Annotated in this window: 25 protein-coding genes and 1 other RNA gene; 17 read left to right on the top strand and 9 right to left on the bottom strand. The window is 58.6% G+C overall.

What is annotated here, in order from left to right:
- Nucleotide 1 precedes the first annotated feature (1 nt).
- Nucleotides 2-1,900: a sulfate adenylyltransferase subunit CysN gene (cysN, locus tag NA645_RS16710; RefSeq protein ID WP_256049882.1), complete on the top strand. Its 1,899-nt coding sequence runs from the start codon at nucleotides 2-4 to the stop codon at nucleotides 1,898-1,900.
- 293 nt (nucleotides 1,901-2,193) lie between these two features.
- Here the strand turns inward: cysN and NA645_RS16705 are convergent, their stop codons facing one another.
- The 3 genes from NA645_RS16705 to NA645_RS16695 all read right to left on the bottom strand — a co-directional run bounded on the left by NA645_RS16705 (nucleotide 2,194) and on the right by NA645_RS16695 (nucleotide 4,970).
- The gene (locus NA645_RS16705) at nucleotides 2,194-2,634 is read right to left on the bottom strand and encodes a YtoQ family protein (RefSeq protein WP_256049881.1); all 441 of its coding nucleotides are present in this window, start codon (nucleotides 2,632-2,634) and stop codon (nucleotides 2,194-2,196) included.
- Nucleotides 2,635-2,863: 229 nt separating this feature from the next.
- The gene (locus tag NA645_RS16700) at nucleotides 2,864-3,427 is read right to left on the bottom strand and encodes an REP-associated tyrosine transposase (protein ID WP_135265933.1); all 564 of its coding nucleotides are present in this window, start codon (nucleotides 3,425-3,427) and stop codon (nucleotides 2,864-2,866) included.
- A gap of 1,093 nt (nucleotides 3,428-4,520) precedes the next feature.
- The gene (locus tag NA645_RS16695; protein WP_272892115.1) at nucleotides 4,521-4,970 is read right to left on the bottom strand and encodes a pilin; all 450 of its coding nucleotides are present in this window, start codon (nucleotides 4,968-4,970) and stop codon (nucleotides 4,521-4,523) included.
- Between the two features lie 310 nt (nucleotides 4,971-5,280).
- Here NA645_RS16695 and pilB point away from each other — a divergent pair, with 310 nt between their 5' ends.
- The 5 genes from pilB (at nucleotide 5,281) to yacG (ending at nucleotide 10,319) form a co-directional block, all read left to right on the top strand.
- On the top strand, nucleotides 5,281-6,984 hold the full coding sequence (pilB, locus tag NA645_RS16685) for a type IV-A pilus assembly ATPase PilB (protein WP_256049879.1): 1,704 nt from the start codon (nucleotides 5,281-5,283) through the stop codon (nucleotides 6,982-6,984).
- A gap of 1 nt (nucleotide 6,985) precedes the next feature.
- Nucleotides 6,986-8,203 carry a type II secretion system F family protein gene (locus tag NA645_RS16680; RefSeq protein WP_256049878.1) on the top strand — a complete coding sequence of 406 codons (1,218 nt, stop codon included), beginning with the start codon at nucleotides 6,986-6,988 and terminating at the stop codon, nucleotides 8,201-8,203.
- Between the two features lie 3 nt (nucleotides 8,204-8,206).
- Nucleotides 8,207-9,073, top strand: a complete 867-nt coding sequence (locus NA645_RS16675; protein WP_256049877.1) for a prepilin peptidase — start codon at nucleotides 8,207-8,209, stop codon at nucleotides 9,071-9,073.
- Nucleotides 9,074-9,519: 446 nt separating this feature from the next.
- Nucleotides 9,520-10,128, top strand: a complete 609-nt coding sequence (gene coaE / locus NA645_RS16670) for a dephospho-CoA kinase (protein ID WP_256049876.1) — start codon at nucleotides 9,520-9,522, stop codon at nucleotides 10,126-10,128.
- Nucleotides 10,125-10,319, top strand: coding sequence for a DNA gyrase inhibitor YacG (gene yacG / locus NA645_RS16665; protein WP_256049875.1), 195 nt, complete (start codon nucleotides 10,125-10,127; stop codon nucleotides 10,317-10,319). Before coaE ends, yacG begins: the two co-directional genes overlap by 4 nt.
- A gap of 9 nt (nucleotides 10,320-10,328) precedes the next feature.
- Here yacG and NA645_RS16660 read toward each other — a convergent pair whose 3' ends face one another.
- Both NA645_RS16660 and NA645_RS16655 read right to left on the bottom strand, forming a co-directional pair.
- Nucleotides 10,329-11,021: an energy-coupling factor ABC transporter permease gene (locus NA645_RS16660; protein WP_256049874.1), complete on the bottom strand. Its 693-nt coding sequence runs from the start codon at nucleotides 11,019-11,021 to the stop codon at nucleotides 10,329-10,331.
- A gap of 78 nt (nucleotides 11,022-11,099) precedes the next feature.
- On the bottom strand, nucleotides 11,100-12,137 hold the full coding sequence (locus tag NA645_RS16655; protein WP_256049873.1) for an NADP(H)-dependent aldo-keto reductase: 1,038 nt from the start codon (nucleotides 12,135-12,137) through the stop codon (nucleotides 11,100-11,102).
- 391 nt (nucleotides 12,138-12,528) lie between these two features.
- Here NA645_RS16655 and rplM point away from each other — a divergent pair, with 391 nt between their 5' ends.
- The 7 genes from rplM (at nucleotide 12,529) to NA645_RS16620 (ending at nucleotide 17,373) form a co-directional block, all read left to right on the top strand.
- Entirely contained in the window at nucleotides 12,529-12,957 is a 429-nt protein-coding gene (rplM, locus tag NA645_RS16650; protein ID WP_019342644.1) for a 50S ribosomal protein L13, read from the top strand.
- A 14-nt stretch (nucleotides 12,958-12,971) separates the two neighbouring features.
- Nucleotides 12,972-13,364 (top strand): 30S ribosomal protein S9, encoded by a 393-nt coding sequence (gene rpsI, locus NA645_RS16645; protein WP_131649936.1) that lies wholly within the window; start codon nucleotides 12,972-12,974, stop codon nucleotides 13,362-13,364.
- Nucleotides 13,365-13,626: 262 nt separating this feature from the next.
- Nucleotides 13,627-14,220, top strand: coding sequence for a ubiquinol-cytochrome c reductase iron-sulfur subunit (gene petA / locus NA645_RS16640; protein WP_256049872.1), 594 nt, complete (start codon nucleotides 13,627-13,629; stop codon nucleotides 14,218-14,220).
- Nucleotides 14,220-15,431, top strand: a complete 1,212-nt coding sequence (locus NA645_RS16635) for a cytochrome b (protein WP_256049871.1) — start codon at nucleotides 14,220-14,222, stop codon at nucleotides 15,429-15,431. The genes petA and NA645_RS16635 overlap by 1 nt, the downstream gene beginning before the upstream one ends.
- Complete coding sequence (locus tag NA645_RS16630; RefSeq protein ID WP_131649939.1) at nucleotides 15,431-16,240, top strand: cytochrome c1; 810 nt, start codon at nucleotides 15,431-15,433, stop codon at nucleotides 16,238-16,240. The genes NA645_RS16635 and NA645_RS16630 overlap by 1 nt, the downstream gene beginning before the upstream one ends.
- An 89-nt stretch (nucleotides 16,241-16,329) precedes the next feature.
- The gene (locus NA645_RS16625; RefSeq protein WP_256049870.1) at nucleotides 16,330-16,947 is read left to right on the top strand and encodes a glutathione S-transferase N-terminal domain-containing protein; all 618 of its coding nucleotides are present in this window, start codon (nucleotides 16,330-16,332) and stop codon (nucleotides 16,945-16,947) included.
- A gap of 12 nt (nucleotides 16,948-16,959) precedes the next feature.
- A complete protein-coding gene (locus NA645_RS16620; RefSeq protein WP_256049869.1) occupies nucleotides 16,960-17,373 on the top strand; it encodes a ClpXP protease specificity-enhancing factor in 414 nt (137 codons plus the stop codon).
- Between the two features lie 154 nt (nucleotides 17,374-17,527).
- On the opposite strand, the gene NA645_RS16615 is transcribed toward NA645_RS16620, so the two are convergent.
- The 4 genes from NA645_RS16615 to NA645_RS16600 form a co-directional block, all read right to left on the bottom strand.
- A complete protein-coding gene (locus NA645_RS16615) occupies nucleotides 17,528-18,106 on the bottom strand; it encodes a BON domain-containing protein (protein ID WP_256049868.1) in 579 nt (192 codons plus the stop codon).
- Nucleotides 18,103-18,696: a phosphoheptose isomerase gene (locus NA645_RS16610; RefSeq protein ID WP_131649943.1), complete on the bottom strand. Its 594-nt coding sequence runs from the start codon at nucleotides 18,694-18,696 to the stop codon at nucleotides 18,103-18,105. Before NA645_RS16610 ends, NA645_RS16615 begins: the two co-directional genes overlap by 4 nt.
- A gap of 97 nt (nucleotides 18,697-18,793) precedes the next feature.
- The gene (locus NA645_RS16605) at nucleotides 18,794-19,165 is read right to left on the bottom strand and encodes a YraN family protein (RefSeq protein ID WP_256049867.1); all 372 of its coding nucleotides are present in this window, start codon (nucleotides 19,163-19,165) and stop codon (nucleotides 18,794-18,796) included.
- On the bottom strand, nucleotides 19,162-20,922 hold the full coding sequence (locus tag NA645_RS16600; RefSeq protein ID WP_256049866.1) for a penicillin-binding protein activator: 1,761 nt from the start codon (nucleotides 20,920-20,922) through the stop codon (nucleotides 19,162-19,164). The genes NA645_RS16605 and NA645_RS16600 overlap by 4 nt, the downstream gene beginning before the upstream one ends.
- Nucleotides 20,923-21,042: 120 nt before the next feature.
- Here NA645_RS16600 and rsmI point away from each other — a divergent pair, with 120 nt between their 5' ends.
- The 4 genes from rsmI to rsmH all read left to right on the top strand — a co-directional run bounded on the left by rsmI (nucleotide 21,043) and on the right by rsmH (nucleotide 24,053).
- Nucleotides 21,043-21,918, top strand: a complete 876-nt coding sequence (gene rsmI, locus NA645_RS16595) for a 16S rRNA (cytidine(1402)-2'-O)-methyltransferase (protein WP_336605272.1) — start codon at nucleotides 21,043-21,045, stop codon at nucleotides 21,916-21,918.
- A gap of 82 nt (nucleotides 21,919-22,000) precedes the next feature.
- Nucleotides 22,001-22,358: RNase P RNA component class A (gene rnpB, locus NA645_RS16590), an RNA gene on the top strand.
- Between the two features lie 295 nt (nucleotides 22,359-22,653).
- The gene (gene mraZ, locus NA645_RS16585; protein WP_256049865.1) at nucleotides 22,654-23,109 is read left to right on the top strand and encodes a division/cell wall cluster transcriptional repressor MraZ; all 456 of its coding nucleotides are present in this window, start codon (nucleotides 22,654-22,656) and stop codon (nucleotides 23,107-23,109) included.
- The gene (gene rsmH / locus NA645_RS16580; protein ID WP_256049864.1) at nucleotides 23,106-24,053 is read left to right on the top strand and encodes a 16S rRNA (cytosine(1402)-N(4))-methyltransferase RsmH; all 948 of its coding nucleotides are present in this window, start codon (nucleotides 23,106-23,108) and stop codon (nucleotides 24,051-24,053) included. The genes mraZ and rsmH overlap by 4 nt, the downstream gene beginning before the upstream one ends.
- Nucleotides 24,054-24,055: the final 2 nt, after the last annotated feature.

The following is a 24,055-nucleotide window of genomic DNA, read 5'->3' as shown; positions in this document are numbered from 1 at the left end:
CATGTCTCATCAGTCTGATTTGATCAGCGAGGACATCCTCGCGTACCTGGCCCAGCACGAGCGCAAGGAGTTGCTGCGCTTTCTGACCTGCGGCAACGTCGACGACGGCAAGAGCACCCTGATCGGGCGCCTGCTGCACGACTCGAAGATGATCTATGAAGATCACCTCGAAGCGATCACCCGTGACTCGAAAAAGTCTGGAACCACCGGCGATGACGTGGACTTGGCACTGTTGGTCGACGGCCTGCAGGCCGAGCGCGAGCAGGGCATCACGATCGATGTCGCCTACCGCTATTTCTCTACCGCCAAACGCAAATTCATCATTGCCGATACGCCCGGCCATGAGCAGTACACCCGCAACATGGCTACCGGCGCCTCGACCTGCGACCTGGCGATCATCCTCGTCGATGCCCGCTACGGCGTGCAGACCCAGACCAAGCGCCATAGCTTCATCACCTCGCTGTTGGGCATCAAGCACATCGTCGTCGCCGTTAATAAGATGGATCTGATGGATTTCGATCAGTCCGTTTTCGAGCGCATCAAGGCTGATTATCTGAACTTCGCCGAGCGCATCGACTTGCAACCGTCTTCGCTGCACTTCGTGCCGATGTCGGCGCTCAAGGGCGACAACGTGGTCAATCGCTCCGAGCGTGCGCCCTGGTATGAAGGTCAGTCGCTGATGGAAATTCTCGAAAGCGTCGAGATTGCTGGCGACCGCAACTTCGAAGATCTGCGCTTCCCGGTGCAGTACGTCAACCGTCCCAACCTCAACTTCCGCGGCTTCGCCGGCACGCTTGCCAGTGGCGTCGTGCGCAAGGGTGATGAGGTGACGGTCCTGCCGTCCGGCAAGCGCAGCAAGGTCAAGTCCATCGTCACCTTCGATGGCGAGCTGGAACAGGCCACGCCGGGCGAGGCGATCACCCTGACGCTGGAAGATGAGATCGACGTGTCCCGTGGCGACATGCTGGTTCACGCCGACAACCAGCCACGCATCGCCGACGGCTTCGAGGCCATGCTCGTATGGATGGGCGAAGAGCCGATGCTGCCGGGCAAGAAATACGACATCAAGCGCGCCACCAGCTATGTGCCGGGCTCGATAGCCAGCATCACCCATAGCGTCGACGTCAATACTCTGGAGCATGGTGCGTCGAGCAGCCTGCAGCTCAACGAAATCGGTCGCGTCAAGGTCAGCCTGGATGCGCCGATCGCGCTGGATGGCTACGCGCAGAACCGCACCACTGGCTCATTCATCGTCATCGACAGGCTCACCAACGGCACCGTTGGTGCCGGCATGATCATCGCTGATCCGCTTGCTCATGGTTCTACTGGGCATCACGGTGCGCTGGCTCACGTATCGACCGAAGAGCGCGCGATCCGCTTTGGCCAGCAACCTGCCACTGTGCTGTTTACCGGGCTGTCCGGTGCCGGCAAGAGCACCTTGGCCTACGCCGTGGAGCGCAAACTGTTCGATATGGGGCGGGCTGTTTACGTACTGGATGGCCAGAACCTGCGCCACGACCTGAACAAGGGCCTGCCGCAGGACCGTGCCGGTCGCACCGAGAATTGGCGCCGTGCCGCCCAAGTGGCGCGCCAGTTCAACGAGGCGGGTCTTTTGACCCTGGCGGCCTTCGTCGCACCGGATGCCGAAGGCCGCGAACAGGCCAAGGCGTTGGTAGGTGCGGATCGCCTGCTTACGGTTTATGTCCAGGCTTCGCCGCTGACCTGTCAGCAACGCGATCCGCAAGGCTTGTACGCTGCTGGCGATGACAACATTCCCGGCGAGTCCTTCCCCTACGATGTGCCGGGCAATGCCGATCTGGTGATCGACACTGAGTCGCTGACGGTGGAAGAGGGTGCCAAGCAGGTCATCGATCTGCTGCGTCAGCGCGGCGCGATCTGATCTAGTACCGGTAACGACAACGCCCTGCAGTTTGAACTGCAAGGCGTTTTGTTTTGCCGCATCAGAAACCGGACTTTTGTAGGGTGCGCTCCGCGCACCGGAAAATGCTGAAGCCAGTAGACGTGACGCCAGGTATGGCTTGTTCCCGTCCTGATACCGCTCGGTGCGTGGAACGCACCCTACGATCAATGTGGTGCTTCGCTTTCCTCCGTCTTGGCAAGGCCAATTCCGGGCTCGCCGAAAAACATCCTGTGGGGAATACAGGCCATCGCTCAGCCTGCAAACCAGCCGTATCAGTCGCGCACCACGTATTTCAGAATCTCCACGACCTGCTCGGTGGTGGTCGCCCAAGCCATGGCGGCTGCGTCGACTTCCTTCAGGGGATGCACGATGTCGTCGCCATGGAGCGTCACATAAGGCTTGCCCAGGGCTGCGCAGTAACCGGCGTCGAATGCGGCGTTCCATTGCTTGTACTTGTCGCCGAAGCGCACCACCACCAGATCGGCTTGTTGAATCAGCGTCTTGGTGCGGATCGCGTTTACCTTGGACGACTTATGGTCGCGCCAGAAGCCATTAGGCTCGGCGCCCAGGCAATCGCCGGCGGCATCGCTGGCTTCGTGATCCGTTACGGCGGAAGTAAAGACTACATCCAGTTCGGCGGCCTTGGCGCCACGCTCGATTTCAACGCGCCAGTCGGTATGGATTTCCCCGGACAGGTAAACGGTAAAGGGCATGGTTCCTCCTGAAAAATCGGTATCGCCTGCGACATGTCTCGCGGCAAGAAGGGACCGATGCTAGCCCAGCAGGCTGCGTGAGGGCCAGCGATAGCCCGTCAATGCCTTACGTAGGTTGCATTAGCCGAAGTCGTAATCCGACCTTCGGAGGGTGGGTGCGGTTTCGACGTTGGGCGATGGATGCAGCCGGTTCGGGGTAAACGACGGAAGCGCCTTCGGCGATTCCATCCTACGGAGAAGGATGCATCAGGCCGCGAGTAGAACGCTTGGCTCTTGGCAATACAAGCTCCGGATCGCCCGCCCAGTCGGCAGGGTACAGCCCGGCACGAACGTCGCGGTGAAAGCTCGAATAGGGCCAATCCCCAACGCGCCGAACCAGGCCATGCTTGAGTGGGTTTACATACACGTAATCCATATGCCGCCGGAAATCGGCTTCGTTACGGATGAGGTGTTCCCAATAACGGCGCTGCCAGATACCCCGCTCGCCGCGATGCAGGCGTACAGCCGAACGGTATTCGTCCAGGGGCAAGGCGCGGCTGAAGAACGTTTTGATCAAGCGCCAACGCAGCGAATAGTCCGCATCACCCGGCGGTAGTGTCCAGACGCAATGCATATGCTCGGGTAAAACCACCCAGGCATTGATAGTAAAGGGATGGAGTCGATGCACGCTCCGGACGGCAGTCCGCAGAACATCGATGTGTTGCACCAGTAAATCATTGCCGCGCCGCTCAAGAAGATTCACCGTAAAAAACCAGCTCGCCCCTGGAACCAGGGCGCGACGATAGTTAGGCATCCTTGCCCCCTCGACGTATTAATGAGCCAAAAGTGTAAGTTGGATCAGCCGTTGGAGGTGTGGCCCAGTCGCGGTAAACGACGGAAGCGCCTTCGGCGATTCCATCATACGGACGCCGATCCGCCACACCGCGATGTTCAGTCGAGTAGGTTGGATTAGCCGAAGGCGTAATCCGACGTTCGAGTGAGTGGGTGCGGTTGCGGTGTTGGGGCGGTGGATGCAGTTGGTTCGCGGTAACCGATGGAAGCGCCTTTGGCGATTCCATCATACGGACGCCGATCCGCCGTACCGCGATGTTCAGTCGAGGTAGGTTGGATTAGCCGAAGGCGCAATCCGACGTTCGAGTGAGTGGGTGCGGTTGCGGTGTTGGGTGGTGGATGCAGTTGGTTCGCGGTAACCGATGGAAGCGATTTTGGCGATTCCATCATACGGACGCCGATCCGCCGTACCGCGATGTTCAGTCGAGGTAGGTTGGATTAGCCGAAGGCGTAATCCGACGTTCGAGTGAGTGGGTGCGGTTGCGGTGTTGGGTGGTGGATGCAGCCGGTTCGCGGTAAACGATGGAAGCGCCTTCGGCGATTCCATCATACGGATGCCGATCCGCCATACCGATCCGCCGCAATAAGCGGTATTACCACACCCAAACAGCAGAACGCCCCGCACGATGGCGAGGCGTTTAGTTTGCAACGGCGGAGGCAGTAGGTTCGCGGTGAACGACGGATTACGCTTCGCTAATCCATCCTACGAATTGATCCGTCTTACGGCGTTCATGGGAAGCCGGTCCGCCGCGCCGAAAATGTTCAGCCAACGTAGGTTGGATTAGCCGAAGGCGTAATCCGACATTCGAGTGGGTGGGTGCGGTTGCGGTGTTGGGACGAAGGATGTCGCCGTTTCGTGGCAAGCGACGGAAGCGCCTTTGGCGATTCCATCATACGGAAAGCGATCCGTCATACCGCGATAAACAGTAAAACGCCCCGCACGAAGGCGAGGCGTTTAGTTTGCAGCGGCGGACAGCAGGTTCGCGGTGAGCGACGGATTACGCTTCGCTAATCCATCTTACGAATTACGAAAAGTGATCCGCCGTAGCGAAATATTATATTCCAGTGCAGGTTGTTGGCAGATACTTCTGTTCTACGTTCGTAGAGGCGCAGGCGAAGTCGAACGAGGTTGGATCGGTGTTCAGGGCAGGAGGGGTCAGCGTGATGATGCCCCCCGCGATATTCGCATTGACGGTACCAGCAGCACCCATGGTCACGGTAATAACGCCGGTATCGGCGGTTACCGCAGCGTTAGAATACTGACCGGCTACCGCGAGATCGGTTATTGATGGGGCTGTAGCGGCTCCTGGATAGATGCCATTAGTTTGACCATATTCTGCGATAGCAGTTTTCATTCCTGCAGTCATCGAGAACGCTTCCGAAATTTGAGAGCGTGCGATGTAGTCTTGGTAAGCCGGAATCGCCACCGCCGCCAAAATTCCAATGATCGCCACAACGATCATCAATTCAATAAGCGTAAAACCCTTCTGCATCTGAGCTTTCATTTGTATCTCCTTTAAGTGTTAAGGCTTTGAGCCTGTCAGACCTAAAGCAGTTGGCGTGCCAGCTCTCGTTTGGCTGGAGCGCAGCGGTCAAGACTGTGAAGTGCCTCAATCTCTTGCTGCCACCGAGCGCTATTCCCCGAGCGCAACCCGCTTCTCTTGGCTCCATGTACCGATACCAAGTCGCTACGTTGCACCTCAAGCCTGACTCTTTGCCGGCGATATGTGACCAAGAACGTCACTCGCCGCTGACCTTGTTTGCAGCCACCGGCATCTAGGCTATAAGGCGGGCATAGATTGGAGCGAGGCCGCCATGAGCGAACACATTTCCCTATCCGGACTGGCACGGCAGATGGTCGTGGCCGGTGTGTTGGACGAAAAAACAGCCCAGCAGGCGCAGGCGCAGGCGATTCGCGGCAAAACACCCTTTGTTACTTATGTCGTGCAGAACAAGTTGGCCAAAGGCCGCGCCATAGCCGAGCTTGCGTCCGATCAGTTCGGTGTTGCATTGCTGGATTTGTCCGCGCTAGATAAAGACTCGCTACCGAAAGATCTGGTCAGCGAGAAGTTGGCGCGGCAGCACCGTGTTCTACCGCTCTCCAGGCGCGGCACCAAGCTCTACGTTGCCATCTCCGATCCCGCCAACCATCAATCGATCGCCGATATCCAGTTCAGCACCGGTTTGACCATCGAGTCGATCCTGGTGGAAGACGACAAGCTGGGCGAGGCCATCGACAAGCTGTACGAGAGCGGCGCGACCGGGTTGGAAGACCTGGGTGAGGTCGATCTGGATGGCGTGGATGTCGAGACCGTCAACGAGGATGGAAAAACAGATGAGGGCGGCGAGGCTGCCGATGACGCCCCGGTCGTCCGCTTCGTCAATAAGATGCTGCTCGATGCCATTCGCGGCGGCTCGTCGGACCTGCACTTCGAACCCTACGAGAAAGCCTATCGTGTGCGGCTTCGCACGGATGGCATTCTGCATGAAGTCGCTCGCCCACCGATCCAACTGGCGCCCCGCATATCTGCACGCTTGAAGGTGATGGCCGGGCTGGATATCTCCGAGCGCCGCAAGCCGCAGGACGGGCGGATCAAGATGAAGCTGTCCAAGACCAAGGCCATCGACTTTCGGGTGAACACGCTGCCGACGCTGTGGGGCGAGAAGATCGTGATGCGGATTCTCGATCCATCCAGTGCACAGATGGGCATCGATGCGTTGGGGTATGAGGAAGATCAGAAGGCGCTGTATATGCAGGCGCTGCAACAGCCGCAGGGCATGATCCTGGTGACCGGCCCTACCGGGTCGGGCAAGACGGTCTCCCTTTATACCGGCCTGAACATCCTTAATACGGTGGATGTGAATATTTCCACAGCGGAAGATCCGGTGGAGATAAACCTCGAGGGTATCAACCAGGTCAACGTCAATCCTCGGCAGGGCATGGATTTTTCGCAGGCGCTGCGGGCGTTTCTGCGCCAGGACCCGGACATCATCATGGTGGGGGAAATCCGAGACCTGGAAACCGCCGAAATTGCCATCAAGGCCGCGCAGACCGGGCATATGGTGATGTCGACGCTGCACACCAACAGCGCAGCGGAAACCCTGACGCGGCTGCGCAACATGGGCGTCGCGGCATTCAATATCGCGACTTCGGTGAACCTGATAATCGCCCAGCGGCTGGCGCGCAAGCTGTGCAATAGCTGCAAGAAAGAAGTGGAACTGCCAAGGGAGGCCCTACTGGAAGAAGGCTTCCCTGCCGATAAAATCGGTACCTTCAAAATCTACGGCCCGGTCGGCTGCGACAATTGCAAGGGTGGATACAAAGGCCGTGTCGGTATTTATGAAGTGGTTAAAAACACGCCGGCACTGGCCAGGATTATCATGGAGGACGGTAATTCCATCGATATTTCCACCCAGATGCGTAAAGACGGCTTCAACGATCTGCGAACTTCGGCTTTGGTGAAAGCCATGCAGGGCGTGACCAGCCTGGAAGAAGTCAACCGGGTGACCAAGGACTAACATGGCGCAGAAAGCGGTAAAAACCAGTGTTTTCACCTGGGAAGGCACCAACAGGCAAGGCGCAAAGATAAAGGGCGAGCTGAGCGGCGTCAGCCCTGCGTTGGTCAAGGCGCAACTGCGCAAGCAGGGTGTCAACCCACAGAAGGTCCGCAAGAAGTCGGTGTCGCTGTTCAGCGCCGGCAAGAAGATCAAGCCGATGGACATCGCCCTGTTCACCCGGCAGATGGCAACCATGATGAAAGCCGGCGTGCCGCTGCTGCAGTCGTTCGACATCATCGGCGAGGGTTTCGATAACCCGAACATGCGCAAGCTTGTAGACGACCTGAAACAGGAAGTCGCGGCGGGTAACAGCTTTGCTGCGGCGTTGCGCAAGAAGCCGCAGTACTTCGATGATCTGTATTGCAACCTGGTCGACTCGGGTGAGCAGTCCGGCTCGCTGGAAACCTTGTTGGATCGCGTTGCGACTTATAAGGAAAAGACCGAGGCGCTCAAAGCCAAGATCAAAAAGGCGATGAATTACCCCATCGCGGTTGTTCTGGTGGCGATCATCGTGTCGGCGATTCTGTTGATTAAGGTGGTGCCTCAGTTCCAGGATGTGTTTGCCAACTTCGGTGCCGAACTGCCTGCGTTTACGCTGATGGTCATCGGGATTTCTGAGGCGTTGCAAGCCTGGTGGCATCTGGTATTGCTCGCTCTGTTCGGGGCTGCTTATGCGTTCAAGACGGCGCACGGCAAGTCCGAGCGGTTTCGCAACTGGTTCGACCGGGTGCTGCTCAAGGTGCCGGTCGTAGGCGACATTCTTTATAAATCCGCCGTGGCGCGGTTCGCTCGAACGCTTTCGACGACCTTTGCCGCCGGTGTGCCGCTTGTGGATGCGCTGGATTCGGTGGCGGGCGCTACCGGTAACGTGGTGTTCCGCAACGCCACGATGAAAGTGAAGAGCGACGTCTCCAGCGGTATGCAGCTGAATTTCTCCATGCGGACCACCGGCACTTTTCCCAGCATGGCCATTCAGATGACGGCCATTGGCGAAGAATCCGGCTCGTTGGATGAAATGCTCGCCAAAGTGGCGACCTTCTATGAAGACGAAGTCGACAATATGGTCGATGGCCTTACGGCGTTGATGGAGCCGATGATCATGGCCGTTCTGGGTGTACTGGTGGGTGGCTTGATCATTGCCATGTACCTGCCGATCTTCCAGTTGGGCGCTGTGGTTTGAATAATGAACATAGTTAGTTTTCTGGCCAGCAATACGCTGGCCTTTGTTTTCTGTGTGTTTGTGTTGGGGCTGCTGGTCGGCAGTTTCCTCAACGTTGTGATCCACCGCCTACCCATCATGATGCAGCGCGATTGGCGCGCTCAGGCTCGTGAGTTTCTCGAGTTGCCTGGCGAGCCTGCCACGACGTTCAATCTGGTTCTCCCTCATTCCCATTGCCCGCATTGCGATCACGAAATTCGGCCGTGGGAGAACATCCCATTGGTGAGTTGGCTGGCGCTGCGCGGCAAATGTTCGTCATGCAAGGCGCCGATCAGCAAGCGCTACCCGTTGGTTGAGCTGGCGTGCGGGCTGCTCTCGGGCTACGTCGCCTGGCATTTCGGCTTCACCTGGCAGGCTGGAGCGATGTTGCTGCTGACCTGGGGGCTGCTGGCGATGAGCATGATCGATGTCGATCACCAGCTGCTGCCAGACTCCATCGTGTTGCCACTGCTGTGGCTGGGATTGCTCGTCAATCTGTTCGGCTTGTTCACTACGCTGCCTGATGCGGTGTGGGGGGCGGTTGCTGGCTATCTCAGTCTCTGGTCCGTGTACTGGTTGTTCAAGCTGGTGACCGGCAAGGAGGGCATGGGCTATGGCGACTTTAAGTTGCTGGCGATGCTCGGCGCCTGGGGTGGGTGGCAGGTTTTGCCGTTGACCATTCTGCTGTCCTCTGTTGTTGGGGCAGTGCTGGGCACCATCATGCTGCGTGCGCAGAAAGCCGATAGCGGCACAGCCATTCCGTTTGGGCCTTATCTGGCAATCGCTGGCTGGATCGCCCTGCTGTGGGGTGACCAGATCACGTCTAGTTATTTGCAGTTCGCCGGGTTCTAGATCCGAGCGTTGTGCTTGCCGAGAGGCAGGCGCGGAGCGTAAGTGCGATCAATCCTAAGCGAACCCCGCTGCCTCGTAGGAGCGAGGGGGACGCCGAGTCCTTGCTCGCGAACCCAGGCCACGCAAAAGCTTCGCGAGCAAGCTCGCTCCTACAGGTGGGACCATCTGCCGTGGTGCTTTGCCTAAACGCCTAAGTGAACAGCATTTCGCCCTGAGGCGGGCCTTCCACAAAACGGCTCATCCGTAGAGGGCTCGCGCTATACCGCTTCGGTGGGAGGCGCGCCCCGCGGCGAAAAGGCTTGTTGCCGGCTCGAAGCCCGCAATTCTTCATTCCAAAGGCAGGCCTGCATCGATCACGATTTTTGCTGTCCATGAGCACCGTCAACTTGCATCCACGCTGATCAGGCGTTACTACTGCGCGTCGTTTCTGGTCTGGGCGGTGCGTGATGAAGCCATGGGTGCTTGGTTTGACTGGCGGTATCGGCAGCGGCAAAAGCGCTGTGGCGGAAGAATTCGGGCGGCTCGGGGTGCACTGGGTGGATGCCGATCATGCCGCGCGCTGGGTGGTGGAGCCTGGCAAGCCGGCGTTGAGGTTGATCGCCGAGCGCTTCGGCGAGGCGGTTCTTGCATCTGATGGCAGTCTGGATCGTGCAGTGCTGCGTGAGCGGATATTCCAGGACCTGGCTCAGCGCAAGTGGCTTGAAGAATTACTTCATCCGCTGATTCGCCAGGAAGTCGCTGACCACCTCGCCCGGGCAGCCTCTCCCTACGCCATCATGGTATCGCCGCTGCTGGTGGAGTCCGGCCAGTATCGTCAGGTCGACCGCGTGCTGGTTGTTGATGTGCCCGAAGCGGTGCAGGTCGAGCGTGCCGTCCGGCGAGATCAGTCCAGCGAGGCGCAGATCCAAGCCATCGTCAAGGCCCAGGTCAGCCGCGAGGAGCGTTTGCGTCATGCGGACGACGTGCTGTCCAACGACCGCGATCTGATTTGGCTAGGCGCCGAAGTAGAGCGGTTGCACAATTTTTATCTGACGTTGCGAGGAGGTCAGGAATGAGCACTACGGTTGAATGCCCTACTTGTGGCGCGCCAGTCGAGTGGAGCGTGAAGAGTCCGAATCGTCCGTTCTGTTCCGAGCGCTGCAAATTGATCGACCTCGGCGCCTGGGCATCCGAAGAGCATGCGATTCCAGGCAATGAGCTGGAGGATGACCTTTTTTCCGGTGACGTACCGCCTCGTCAGCACTGAGTATGCGGCTCACGCCTGCTTGTTCCCGTCGTCTTTCCAAGGGGCTTGCAGGTAGCGGCTGCGGTTGAAGGTTTCCATCCAGTCCGGATAGAAGACGACCAGAGCGCTGACGACGGTTCCGTTGATGAATGCTTCGGGAAACATCACCAGCCAGATGTAGCCGGCAAAGTCTTCCAGCCAGGGAGGCATTGGGTAGCGACCATCGATCAACAGGATTCCCAGTCCGGCCAGAATGCAAAAAAGCGCTGCCAGGCCGGCGGCAAAGAACCCAGAAAAGAAGATGTAGACGAAAAGGTTTCGCGGCTGGGTGCGTTCGACGGCAATGGCGCAGAACTCTGTCACCGCCACCGGTATAAGCACTAGCAGCATGCCGTTCAGGCCGAGCGCTGCCAGCTGTTGATGGCCCGTAACGGTCAGTCCGAGCTGGGCAACGAAGGCGGCAAGGATTGCCAGTGGCCAATCCAGCAAGAGTGTTACGGCTGTCAGTCCGATGAAGTGGAAGGACAGCCCGGAATCGAAGTCTCGACGCACTAGCCAAAGTAGAAATATCGCCAGAACGGCGCCGAACACTAGATGCTGGCGCCGGGTATCGCTGAACAGTTCCACCCAGGGCGCCCGCGCGCAGGCCCAAAACAGCCCGGCGGCATAAAGCAACCAGCCCAGAAAAAGGCTGGATGGTGCGAGCAGTTCGGCGGCAATCATGTTCGGGCTCTTCGCTTTTGCGGGCTGGGTTTGGCGATCATGGCGATACCAATATTCTGGTTCTCTTTTGTGTGTTCCTCAGGGCGCGGGATTGGGTTGTTCGGTGTGAATCGCCTCTATGCCTTCAAGCACCTCGGCTGACAGTCGCAACTCGGCGCTGGCGAGATTGCTTTCCAGCTGCTCGAGTGACGTGGCGCCGATGATATTGCTGGTGACGAAAGGCTGCTGCGTGACATAGGCCAGCGCCATCTGGGCCGGGTCCAAACCATGCTCGCGAGCGAGCGCCACATACCGCGAGCAGGCGGCTTGCGACTGGGGATTGGTATAGCGCGCAAAGCGGCTGAACATCGTGATCCGCGCTCCGGCCGGTCGAGCGCCTTGTTCGTATTTGCCGCTAAGCATGCCAAAAGCCAGGGGCGAGTAGGCCAGCAGCCCGCATTGTTCGCGAATGGCCATCTCGGCCAGGCCGACCTCGAAGGTGCGATTGAGCAGGTTGTAGGGGTTCTGGATCGAAACGATGCGCGGCCAGCCTCTGGCTTCGGCGAGCTGCAAAAACCTCATCGTGCCCCAGGGTGTTTCGTTCGACAAACCGATGTGGCGGATCTTTCCGGCCTTTACCTGCTCGTCCAGGGCTTCGAGCGTTTCCTCGATGGGCGTAAAATCCTGATCCTGATGGCGGTAACCGAGTTGGCCGAAGAAATTGGTGCTGCGTTCTGGCCAATGCAGTTGGTACAGGTCGATCCAGTCCGTCTGCAGGCGCTGAAGGCTCGCATCGAGGGCCGCAACGATGTGCTGCCTGTTCATCTTCAATTGGCCGTCACGGATGTGACTGATTCCATTGCCGGGTCCGGCGATCTTGCTAGCTAGAATCCACTCGGCACGATTCCCGCGAGCTTTGAAATAGTTGCCAATGTAGCGCTCGGTGGAGGCATAGGTTTCCGCTCGCGGCGGCACTGGATACATTTCGGCGGTATCGAGGAAGTTGATGCCTGCGGCTCTGGCGCGATCCAGCTGAGCGAACGCTTGGTCCTGATCGTTCTGTTCGCCCCAGGTCATGCTGCCCAGGCACAGCGCGCTGACATTCAATTCGGTGCGGCCAAGTTGGCGCAGTTCCATGCGGATTCCCCTTGTCTGTTGAGTTGGTGGATCGGATTATGGGGCCGGACGATAAGTTTCGTTTCAATCAACAAGCTGAGATGGTTCACGGCTGGCACGCAATTATGCCGCGGTGACGATGGGGGCACGATGCGTGATGATTCGGCTTCGAACGTGCTTGCTATTTTGCGCGTAATCCGGATAATTCCGCAGCCTGTCGCCGGGGATGCCTAGCCCGCTGACGCAAAAACCAAGGTAGGGGATGCCTAGCCTGCCGAACACTGCCGTAGCGGACGCGCTGACCCGAGCCCCCGATAGCGTCTGTTTCCGGCTGTCCTGGCCTTGCCAGGGCGAGCACCATTCAGTAAGATTCGCCGTCTTATTTTCAGGGCGGCCCCTGAGGCTATAACGAATGAAGACTTTTACTGCTAAACCGGAAACCGTCAAGCGCGACTGGTTCGTCGTCGACGCTGCCGGCCAGACCCTGGGTCGTCTGGCAACCGAAATCGCTAGCCGCCTGCGTGGCAAGCACAAGGCGGAATACACCCCTCACGTCGATACCGGTGACTACATCGTTGTTATCAACGCTGAGCAAGTGCGTGTTACCGGTGCGAAAACCACCGACAAGATGTACTACTCTCACTCCGGCTTCCCGGGTGGCATCAAGTCGATCAACTTCGAGAAGCTGATCGCCAAGGCGCCAGAGCGTGTGATCGAGACCGCGGTCAAGGGCATGCTGCCTAAGAACCCGCTGGGTCGCGACATGTATCGTAAGCTGAAGGTGTACAAGGGTGCCAATCATCCGCACACCGCTCAGCAGCCCCAAGAACTGAAGATTTAACGGAATAGTTCATTATGTCGGCGACTCAAAATTACGGCACTGGCCGTCGCAAGACTGCAACCGCGCGCGTGTTCCTGCGCCCGGGCACTGGCAAGATTTCCATCAACAACCGTGAGCTGGACAACTTCTTCGGGCGCGAAACCGCTCGGATGGTCGTACGTCAGCCGCTGGAATTGACCGAAACCGTCGAGAAGTTCGATATCTACGTTACCGTTCTTGGCGGTGGTGTAAGTGGTCAGGCTGGTGCCATCCGTCACGGCATTACTCGTGCGCTGATGGATTACGACGAAACACTGCGTCCTGCTCTGCGCAAAGCTGGCTTCGTTACTCGCGATGCTCGCGAAGTTGAACGTAAGAAAGTCGGTCTGCGTAAGGCGCGTAAGCGTCCGCAATACTCGAAGCGTTAATCCGCTTCACAAAAAACGCCCAGCTTTATACAAAGTTGGGCGTTTTTTTTTGGGCTGATTTTTATCCATGCGACAGCGTGTCGCGTTTAGAAAGTCCCGACTTTCGGGGCTTAGCGCCTGGTTGTGTCCGGTTATTACCTTGTCATGCAAGGGGCTTTTCTTTACCATTTGGCGAATTTTTTCGCGGCCTAGTTTTACGGTAGACGCACGTAGTAGACGCCTGCTTTCGGTAGGCCATAAGAAACTGATGGGAGACGACTGAATGAGCAATGACGGCGTGAATGCTGGCCGGCGTCGCTTCCTCGTAGCCGCTACTTCGGTAGTAGGTGCTGCAGGAGCGGTGGGTGCCGCGGTCCCGTTCGTGGGATCGTGGTTCCCGAGTGCCAAAGCCAAGGCGGCCGGTGCACCGGTTAAGGTAAATATCGGCAAGATCGAGCCAGGTCAGCAGATGGTTGCCGAGTGGCGCGGTCAGCCGGTGTTCATCGTGCGTCGTACCGAGGAGGCGTTGGCCAATCTGGGCAAGCTCACCGATGCGGTCGCTGATCCGAATTCCGAGGCTTCCGAACAGCCAACTTATGTTGATCCGGCGGTTCGCTCAATCAAGCCGGAAGTGCTAATTGTGGTCGGGCTTTGTACGCACCTCGGCTGCGCTCCGTCCTTCCGTCCTGAAGTCGCGGCGCCTGATCTGGGTGCCGACTGGCTCGGTGGCTATTTCTGCCCGTGCCATGGTTCGAAATATGACATGGCTGGCCGCGTCTACAAGGGGCAGCCTGCGCCCTTGAACCTGCCGGTTCCCCCTCACACCTACGAGACGGACTCTTTGGTCGTCATCGGCGTGGATCAGGAGAGCGCGTGATGAGCAAATTCATGGAATGGGTCGACGCGCGCTTCCCCGCGACCAAGATGTGGGAAGACCATCTAAGCAAGTACTACGCGCCGAAGAACTTCAACGTCCTGTACTTCTTCGGTTCATTGGCGTTGTTGGTTCTGGTCAACCAAATTCTCACCGGCATCTGGCTGACGATGAGCTTCGAGCCGTCCGCAGAAGGTGCATTTGCATCCGTCGAATACATCATGCGTGACGTGGAATACGGCTGGATCATCCGGTACCTCCACTCCACCGGCGCATCGGCGTTCTTCGTCGTCGTCTATCTGCACATGTTCCGGGGCATCCTCTACGGCTCCTACCAGAAGCCGCGGGAGCTGGTGTGGATCTTCGGCATGATGATCTATCTGGCACTGATGGCCGAGGCTTTCATGGGCTACCTGCTGCCTTGGGGTCAAATGTCCTACTGGGGCGCCCAGGTGATCATTTCGCTGTTCGGTGCGATTCCTGTCATCGGTGCCGACCTGACCCAGTGGATTCGCGGTGACTACCTGATCTCCGGCATCACGTTGAACCGCTTCTTCGCGCTGCACGTCATCGCGCTGCCAATCGTGATCCTTGGCCTGGTGGTTCTGCACATCCTGGCACTGCACGAAGTGGGTTCGAACAACCCGATGGGTGTGGATATCAAGAAGACCAAGGACGAGGCTGGCGTGCCGCTCGATGGCATCCCGTTCCATCCTTACTACACGGTCAAGGATATCGTCGGGGTGGTAGTGTTCCTGTTCGTGTTCTGCGCCGTCGTGTTCTTTTTCCCCGAGATGGGCGGTTACTTCCTCGAGAAGCCTAACTTCGAGGCAGCGAACGCTTTCAAGACGCCTGAACACATCGCACCGGTTTGGTACTTCACGCCTTACTACGCGATCCTGCGCGCCGTTCCGGACAAGCTGCTGGGTGTAATCGCTATGGGTGCGGCGATCGCGGTGCTGTTCGTGCTGCCATGGCTGGATCGCAGCCCGGTCAAGTCCATGCGCTACAAGGGCTGGATGAGCAAGGTAGCGCTGGTGCTGTTCTGTATCTCCTTCGTCATCCTCGGTGTGCTTGGCGTGCTGTCTCCTACTCCTGAGCGCACATTGGTATCTCGGATCTGTACTGCTATCTACTTCGGTTACTTCATCCTGATGCCGTTCTACACCAAGATCGAGAAGACCAAAGTAGTTCCGCAAAGGGTGGCTGGCTGATGAAAAAGCAATTTGCTGCATTGATTCTTGCACTGGTGCCGGCATTTGGTTTCGCCGCGGGTGGCGGCGTTCACCTTGATGAAGTCGATATCGACCTGACTGACAAGGTAGCGCTGCAGGACGGTCTGAAAACATTCACCAACTACTGCATGGGTTGTCACAGCGCGCAGTACCAGCGCTATGAGCGAGTTGCGACGGATCTGGGGATTCCAGAAGAAGTCATGCTCGACAATATCGTCTTCACTGACGCCAAGATTGGCGATCACATGAAAATCGGCATGAAGCCGGATGATGCCAAGGGCTGGTTCGGTGCGGCTCCGCCGGATCTGACGCTGGTAGCGCGAGTGCGTGGCAACGACTGGCTGTACTCCTACATGCGTAGCTTCTACGAAGATCCGGCGCGCCCGTATGGCGTCAACAATACGGTCTTCCCTAACGTGGGCATGCCGCACGTCCTGGCGCCGCTGCAAGGCCGTCAGGTCCTGCCGAGCAAGTTGCCGGAAGGGGAGTCGGTTGCCTGCAAGCAGGTCCAGGTTGTCGAGGATGGCCGCAAGCAGTTTGATCCGCTGACGGGGACGCCGATCACGCATGAAGACTGCAACGCAATGACGGTTGTGCCGGGCACCGGTGAGCTGACCGAAGCGGAGTACGACGAGAAGATCAAGAATCTGGTGACCTTCCTGGCCTACTCGGCCAACCCGGTCAAGCTGGAGAGCCAGCGCATCGGTACGTACGTGCTGCTGTTCCTGGCGGTCTTCTTCGTATTCGCCTATCTGCTCAAGCGGGAATACTGGAAAGACGTCCACTAATCCTTCGCTGTTATGCGGTACCCTGCGCGCGCCCTTTTGGGCGCGCGTTTTTTTCTGCTGCGCCATAAATTTCAATGAGGAGGGACCCCATGGCCGTGACCAATCGGTTGGCCTGCTATTCCGATCCCGCCGATCATTATTCGCATCGGGTGCGCTATGTGCTTGCTGAAAAAGGTGTCGACGCCGAGATAATCGACGTCGATCCGGTGCGTTGTCCTGTCAGGCTGACAGAGGTGAATCCATACGCCAGCGTGCCTACGCTGGTGGATCGTGATCTGGCTTTGTATGAGCCAGGCGTAATCATGGAGTACTTGGAGGAGCGCTATCCGCATCCGCCGTTGCTTCCGGTGTATCCCGTGGCAAGAGCCAATACCCGTCTGCTAGCGCATAGAGTTCAAAGGGACTGGTGTGCTCTGGTGGACCGAATTCTCGATCGCCGCACTACAGAGGCGGTTCGGGTACAGGCTCGTAAGGAGCTGCGCGAGAGTCTTACAGGCGTATCGCCCGTGTTCGCCGAAAAGCCCTATTTCATGAGTGAAGAGTTCAGTCTGGTGGATTGCTGTCTGTTGCCTATCCTGTGGCGTTTGCCCAAACTCGGTATCGAGTTGCCCCGGGCTGCAAAGCCGCTGCTCGATTACATGGAAACCAATTTCGCTCGCGAGGCCTTCCAGGTCAGTCTATCCGCCGTTGAGCGCGGCATGCGCTAAGAGAGGCTGCATATGACTTCAAGTCGTCCCTATCTGGTTCGGGCGTTGTATGAGTGGATCGTGGACAACGATTGCACTCCGCATCTGCTGGTCAATTCCGACTATCCAGGTGTTCAGGTGCCTGATGGCTTTGCCAGCGATGGCCAGATCGTGCTGAATGTTGCACCCAGTGCAGTTCGTGGCCTGCAGATGAGCAACCAGACGATTACGTTCGAAGGCCGATTTGGTGGCGTTCCGCATAGTCTGCATGTCCCTTCCGCGGCGGTCATGGCGATCTATGCGCGGGAAAACGGGCAGGGCATGGTGTTCGAGATTGAGCAGACCCCGCCGGATGACGATGCGCCCACCGATGATGCCTCGGTTGGAGCAGGCGCACCATCACGTCCGGCCTCTGGGGGCCGTCCTAGTTTGAAGGTCGTTAAATAGAGAAGCCGGAAGGCGCGCTTGAGGCTGGCTGAAAGGCTGAACGAAAAGCAGACCTGGCTGGGTCAGAGCGATGGTGGATTGCAAAGGCAATATCCATCATACGCTTGGCTTCCAGCTTCCAGCTTCCAGCTTCCAGCTTCCAGCTTCCAACTCTCTAATCGATATATTCGAACAGTTTAACGATACGTTGTACGCCGGAAACGCCCTGCACCACGTTTGTGGCACGGTTGCCTTCCTGACGAGTGACGAGCCCCAGCAGATAGACAATGCCGTTCTCGGTGATGACTTTTATGCGCGAGCCCGGAACATTTTCGTCACCAAGCATCTGCGCTTTGATCTTGGTCGTCAGCCAGGAGTCGTTACTGCGAGCCAGGGCGGAAGAGGGCGTTAGCACTTGCAGCTCGTTGTGTACTCGTTTGACGCGCTGTACCGAACTGGCGGCCTGCTCGGCCATTTGCTTCAGCTCTTCCCGTGGCGTCTGGCCGGCCAGCAGCACCACTCCGTTATAGCTGGTAACGACGATATGTGATGCCTTATCCAGGTCGGGATGGGCCTTGGCGATATTCACGGCTGCTTTTGTTTCGATCAGCGAATCGTCGATCTTGCTACCGATCGTGCGGGTTCCACGGTTGTCGTTGATGGGGTCGTTGCGCGTGGCGGTGAGAACCGAGCTGCAGCCGGTTACGGCCAGGCTCAGTGCAAGCGTGAGTACAGGCAGTCGAACCGATTTCATTCTTCGCTCCCGAACAGTTGGTTGTCGATCAGATCGCACAGACAGTGAATAGCGAGCAGGTGAACTTCCTGGATACGGGCGGTCACTTTCGCCGGAACGCGAATCTCGACGTCCTCTGGCAGCAGCAGAGACGCCATTCCTCCTCCGTCGCGTCCGGTGAGCGCGACGACAACCATTTCGCGATCATGCGCAGCCTGGATCGCCTGGATGACGTTCGCGGAATTGCCGCTGGTGGAGATCGCCAGCAGCACGTCGCCCGGCTGACCCAGCGCGCGGATCTGCTTCGAGAAAACTTCGTTATAGCTGTAGTCGTTGGCGATGGAGGTCAGCGTTGAGCTGTCGGTCGTCAGGGCTATCGCGGGCAGGCTGGGGCGCTCCCGCTCGAAGCGGTTCAGCAGCTCGGATGAGAAATGCTGCGCATCGCCCGCCGATCCACCGTTGCCGCAAGTCAGGATCTTGCCTTCGCTGAGCAGCGTGTTGACCATTACCTGTCCGGCCTGCTCGATACTGGGGGCGAGCACCTCCATGGCGTTCTGCTTGGTTTCGATGCTGGCCTGGAAGAGCTGACGTATACGGGATTGCATGTCCATCGGAGTTTAACCTTCAGGTGACGGGCTGGGCTGCTTGGGCCGCGCCGTAAGGAAATTGGTCAGATGCGGTTTGGCGATGCGCGGCGGAGCGTCCTAATCAGCTGTCGAACGCATTTCGGATCCAGTTGGGCTTTTCCGAGGCGTTCGCTGTCGCCCCTATGGCGACGACGTCAAAGCGGCATGGGTGCCTCGCCCAGCGGGGCTCCTTCTGCAGGAACAGCTGGGCTGCCTTGATCAGCTTCTGCTGTTTACGCAAGTCGACGCTTTCGAGAGCGCCACCCCATGCGGCGTGGCGCCTGTAGCGAACCTCGACGAATACTACTGTATCGCCATCGAGCATGACCAGATCAAGCTCGCCGCTGCGGCATGTCCAGTTTCGACACAGCAGGCGCAGTCCATGATGTTGCAAGTGGCGCTGTGCGAACTCCTCGGCGAGCTGTCCGCTGATCTGTTTGCTGGTTGCACTCAATAGGGAGTGTCCGCGAGCGGTTGGACTTCACCATCGTGGAATTCGGCCCATGGCAGGCGCCGCTCGATTCGCTGATCGGGGGTGATACTGAGCGTGCCGGACAGGCCGTCGAGTTGGGTTTCCGGCAACGCCAGCAGTTGGTTCAGGCGCGGTGCGAGCAGATAGGCGTCAGCGCCCATGGCGTATAGCCTGCCCAGGCTTCCTCGTGCTTGTGGCCATTTACGTTCGATTTCCTGGCGTAGGGGTAGCTGGGCATTCAGTAGCCAGGGTGTCTCGGTGAATCGAATGCCTTCGAGGTCAAGGTATTGGGTGCGATTGTCGGTTGCGGCGTGCAGATGCGAGGTCGCGTATACGGGCAAATCCCCGGCATATTGGAATATCAGCGTGGGTTTGACCTGCTGCGCCTGCTGCGGTGTCGCCGCAAGGAACAGGAAGTCGACGTCCTGGCGGCGCGATGGTTGTGATGCGGCGCCGCTGCTGCGTACCTGCAGCAGGTCGGCAATTTGATTGGCCAGTTCGACGGGTTCGGCCAGCGGCGCGGCGGCAACCACGGTTCCCCCTTGTTCCTGCCACTCCTGGCGAAACGCCTCATAGACGCGATTGCCCCAGTCGCCCCGCGGCGTCAAAGCTATTGCACGGCGATGCCCATCGGCCCAGGCGCGGCGCGCAACCTCGCGTGCTTCATCCTCTGCAGCGAGGCCGAACTGAAACAGCTGAGGCGGCGCCTTCTGGTTCGCGTCGCTGTAATTGAGAGCAAGGGTGGTTATCGGAAGCTGCTCGCGGTCGGCCAGCTGGTGCACCATCTTCTTGTCCAGCGGGCCAATGACCAGCTGGACTCCCGACGCCTCTGCCTGTCGGTAGAAGTCATCGAGCGAAGATAGGCGGGAGCTGTCGAACAGCTCGATTTTCAAATCTTGCTGTGCTTCCAGATGCGCGGCGAGAAAACCGTCACGCAGTGCACGCGCTACGCTGGCCAGCGGGCCATCCATGGGGAGCAGTAACGCTACGTGCGTCAGCGGTTTGTCTGCCAGCTCTCGGAGTTTTACCAGCGACTCGGGCAGGCGTCGTGCGGCGGGATGGCTGGGGTTCTGCTGCACCCAGGCATCGATCGCCCGCTGCTGCTGACTTATGGTTCCGGCCTGTTTTACCGTCGCGGCCAGCGCTAACCAGCCGGAAAGATCCACGTCTGCGGTCGGTTGTAGCTGATCTGCCGGCAGGCTCGAAACCAGCGACCAGATCGTTTCATGATTCCGCTCCGCTGCTTCGCCGCTTAGGAGTGGTGCGATGAAAGTGCGCTCGCGCGCCGCGTCGAGGGGCTGGGCGTTGGCTTCAAATGCTTGCGCGCGCGCCAGTTGGGTGCGCAGCTGCTGATCTACCGGCAGCTCTGCGAGGCGTTGGAAGGCGGGATGTTGCAAGGCTTGAAGGGCGCGCTGTGGCTCTCCGTTCGCTATTGCCAGCTCCGCGTCCAGGGTTTTGGCGAACATCTGCTGAGCCGGCATCAACTGCTCGATATCGATTTGTTCGAGTATCTGCCGAGCCAGCGCCTGGTTGCCTTGCTGGATGCTCTGGTCGGCAGCCGACAAACGCAACAGTGCAGCTTCGGCCGGGTCGCTGGCATCGGCTTCCTTCAGCAATTGTTGTGTCGACGCCTGGGGAGTGCGCGGCAGCTCGCCCAGGGTAGAGGACGGCGAGCTGGCGCATGCCGAAAGCACGGCGGCAATGCATAAGAAGAGAAGCGGGCGAAAGCGAGCCATCATGTGATCATTCCTGGAGGCGCTGCGAGTGTCGGCGGATTGTACCCAAGGGTTGCAGGGGCTGCGATGTCGTGACCGCTAAACGGGCTACAATGCGCGTTTTCCGTGATTGAGGTACGCCCTGTGACTGCGCCAGATGATGTGAATTCCGCTGCAGGCACGCTCTATGTCGTCGCCACGCCTATCGGCAATCTCGAAGATATCAGTGCACGGGCGTTGCGCGTGCTGACCGAGGTGGCGCTCATCGCGGCAGAAGATACGCGCCACTCGGCTCGTCTGTTACAACACTTCGGTATCTCCACTCCATTGGCTGCGTGTCATGAGCATAACGAACGGGACGAAGGTGGTCGCTTCATCAAGCGGCTTCTGGCCGGTGAGGATGTGGCGCTGATTTCCGATGCCGGCACGCCATTGATCTCCGATCCCGGCTATCACCTCGTCAGACAGGCGCGTGCGGTCGGTATAAGAGTTGTTCCGCTGCCTGGCGCTTGCGCACTTGTTGCAGCGCTTTCCGCTGCGGGTTTGCCATCTGACCGTTTCATCTTCGAAGGTTTTCTGCCGGCAAAGCAGGTCGCGCGTCGTGCTCGTCTTGAGCTTCTGAGAGAGGAGCCGCGGACGCTGATCTTCTACGAGGCGCCACATCGTATTCTCGATTCCCTGACCGACATGGAGGAAGTGTTTGGTCCAGAGCGGCCTGCTGTTCTGGGGCGTGAGCTGACCAAGACATTCGAGACGCTGAAAGGATTGCCATTGGCTGAATTGCGCGCCTGGGTGGCGTCCGATAGCAATCAACAACGTGGCGAATGTGTGCTGGTGCTGGGCGGCTGGCAGGTGCCACAGGGCGAAGAGGCGGTCGATGCGAATGCGCTTCGTGTGCTGCGTTTGTTGTTGGCGGAGTTGCCCGTAAAGCGTGCAGCAGCCGTGGCCGCCGAAGTTACCGGTGTCAGAAAGAACGTGCTTTACCAGCTCGCGCTGCAGGAAAAGGGTTCGGAACAGTAGTCGCCCTCACCTTCGCACGGAGCGGGTGGACAGTATCTGTCAGCTTGCAGGCTGGGGTTGCGCAAAGTACCCTAGAGCCCGGAGAGTCGATTGGACAGTCGCTGTTCCTTTCTGTTCGCAGAAAGGGAGGGAGGAAAGTCCGGGCTCCATAGGGCGAAGTGCCAGGTAACGCCTGGGAGGCGTGAGCCTACGGAAAGTGCCACAGAAAATAACCGCCTAAGCGCTTCGGCGCCGGTAAGGGTGAAAAGGTGCGGTAAGAGCGCACCGCGCGGCTGGCAACAGTCCGTGGCTAGGTAAACCCCACTTGGAGCAAGACCAAATAGGGATCCATTGGCGTGGCCCGCGCTGGATCCGGGTAGGTTGCTAGAGGCAGTCAGCGATGGCTGTCGTAGAGGAATGACTGTCCTCGACAGAACCCGGCTTACAGATCGACTCTCCGACTTCTTCCCCCGTAATCCCCCTTCTTGTTAGTCCAAAATATTATTGCTCTTAACAAAGTACTTTAACTTTGTAAGGCAGGGTTTTGGTTTGCCTGTAAAAGGCCGTCTCGCAAGTTCATCGCTTTACCGTTCATCCCCTTCCCATTCGCTAAATTGCCGTTCCGTAAGGCTTTTTCCGTTCAGGCTCACCTTGACGGTGGGGCTGCTGCATTTCTATAGTGCGCACGAGTGGTAAAAAGTGGAGCGAAGTGGGTAATTATGGATACGGATAGCTAAATTCAGAGGAAGCGCAGCCGTGTTTCGCGGAGCAAACGCCATTAGTCTCGATGCCAAAGGGCGGCTAGCTATGCCCAGCCGGTATCGCGACGAGCTCGTTTCGCGCTGCGAGGGCCAGTTGATCATCACTATCGACGCCGTGGACCGCTGCCTCTGCATTTATCCACTTCCAGAATGGGAGCAAATCGAAGCCAAGCTCCGCGAGTTGCCATCGCTGCATGAGGAAAGTCGCCGGTTGCAGCGTTTGCTCATTGGTAACGCAGTGGATCTTGAAATGGACGGTAGCGGGCGTGTGCTGGTGCCGCCACGCCTGCGTGAATACGCCGGTCTGGACAAGCGGGCCATGCTGGTAGGTCAGCTGAACAAGTTCAGCCTGTGGAACGAGGACGACTGGAACGCGCAAGCAGATGCGGATCTGGCGGCCATAAAACAACCCGGCGCGTTGCCGGAAGCATTGCGTGATCTAATCCTGTGACCCAGACCAGCAGCTATAACCATGTCACTGTGTTGCTCGACGAGGCCGTTGCGGCGCTCGCTGTGCGCCCGGATGGCCGCTATCTGGATGGCACTTTTGGCCGCGGAGGCCATAGCCGCCTGCTTTTGCGGCAGCTTGGGCCTGAGGGATGCTTGCTAGGATTCGACAAAGACCCGCTAGCAATCGCTACGGGGCAAGCACTGGCGGCCGAGGATGGCCGCTTTGTCGTTGTACAGAGAAGTTTCGCCGAGCTCGGCGCCGAAGTCGCGCAGCGTGGCTGGACCGGTACGTTGAGCGGCGTGCTGCTGGACCTCGGCGTGTCCTCGCCTCAGCTGGACGATCCGGAGCGCGGCTTCAGTTTCCTCAACGATGGCCCTCTCGACATGCGCATGGATCCCAGTCGCGGCGTCAGTGCTGCGGACTGGATCGCCACGGCCAGCGAAGAAGATATCGCGCGGGTATTCAAGGAGTACGGCGAAGAACGTTTTGCCAAGCGCATGGCGCGCGCCGTGGTGCAACGGAGAACCGAGCGCCCGTTCGAGCGTACGGCCGATCTCGCTCAGGTACTGACCGTGGCCAATCCGGCCTGGGAAAAAGGCAAGAATCCGGCGACTCGCGCCTTTCAAGGGCTGCGCATCTTTATCAATAACGAGCTCGGCGATCTGGAGGACGGGCTCGAGGCTGCGCTCGAGGCGCTCGACGTCGGTGGCCGGCTGGTGGTTATCAGCTTTCATTCGCTTGAAGACCGCATCGTCAAACAATTTATGCGCCGCCACGCCAAGGGCGAAGCCGACAACCTGCCGCGCGACCTGCCGATCATTCCTGAGAAGTTCGTGCCACGCCTGAAGCTGTTGGGCAAGCCGCAGTACGCATCCCCCGAAGAGGTCAAAGCCAATCCCCGGTCACGCAGTGCCGTGATGCGCGTTGCGGAGAAGCTGCGGTGAAT

The organism is Stutzerimonas stutzeri, assembly GCF_024448955.1.
In the GTDB taxonomy this organism is placed as follows: Bacteria; Pseudomonadota; Gammaproteobacteria; order Pseudomonadales; family Pseudomonadaceae; genus Stutzerimonas; species Stutzerimonas stutzeri_AQ.
Note: the sequence above shows the minus strand (reverse complement) of the source record. Positions and strands in the feature narration are given on the sequence as shown.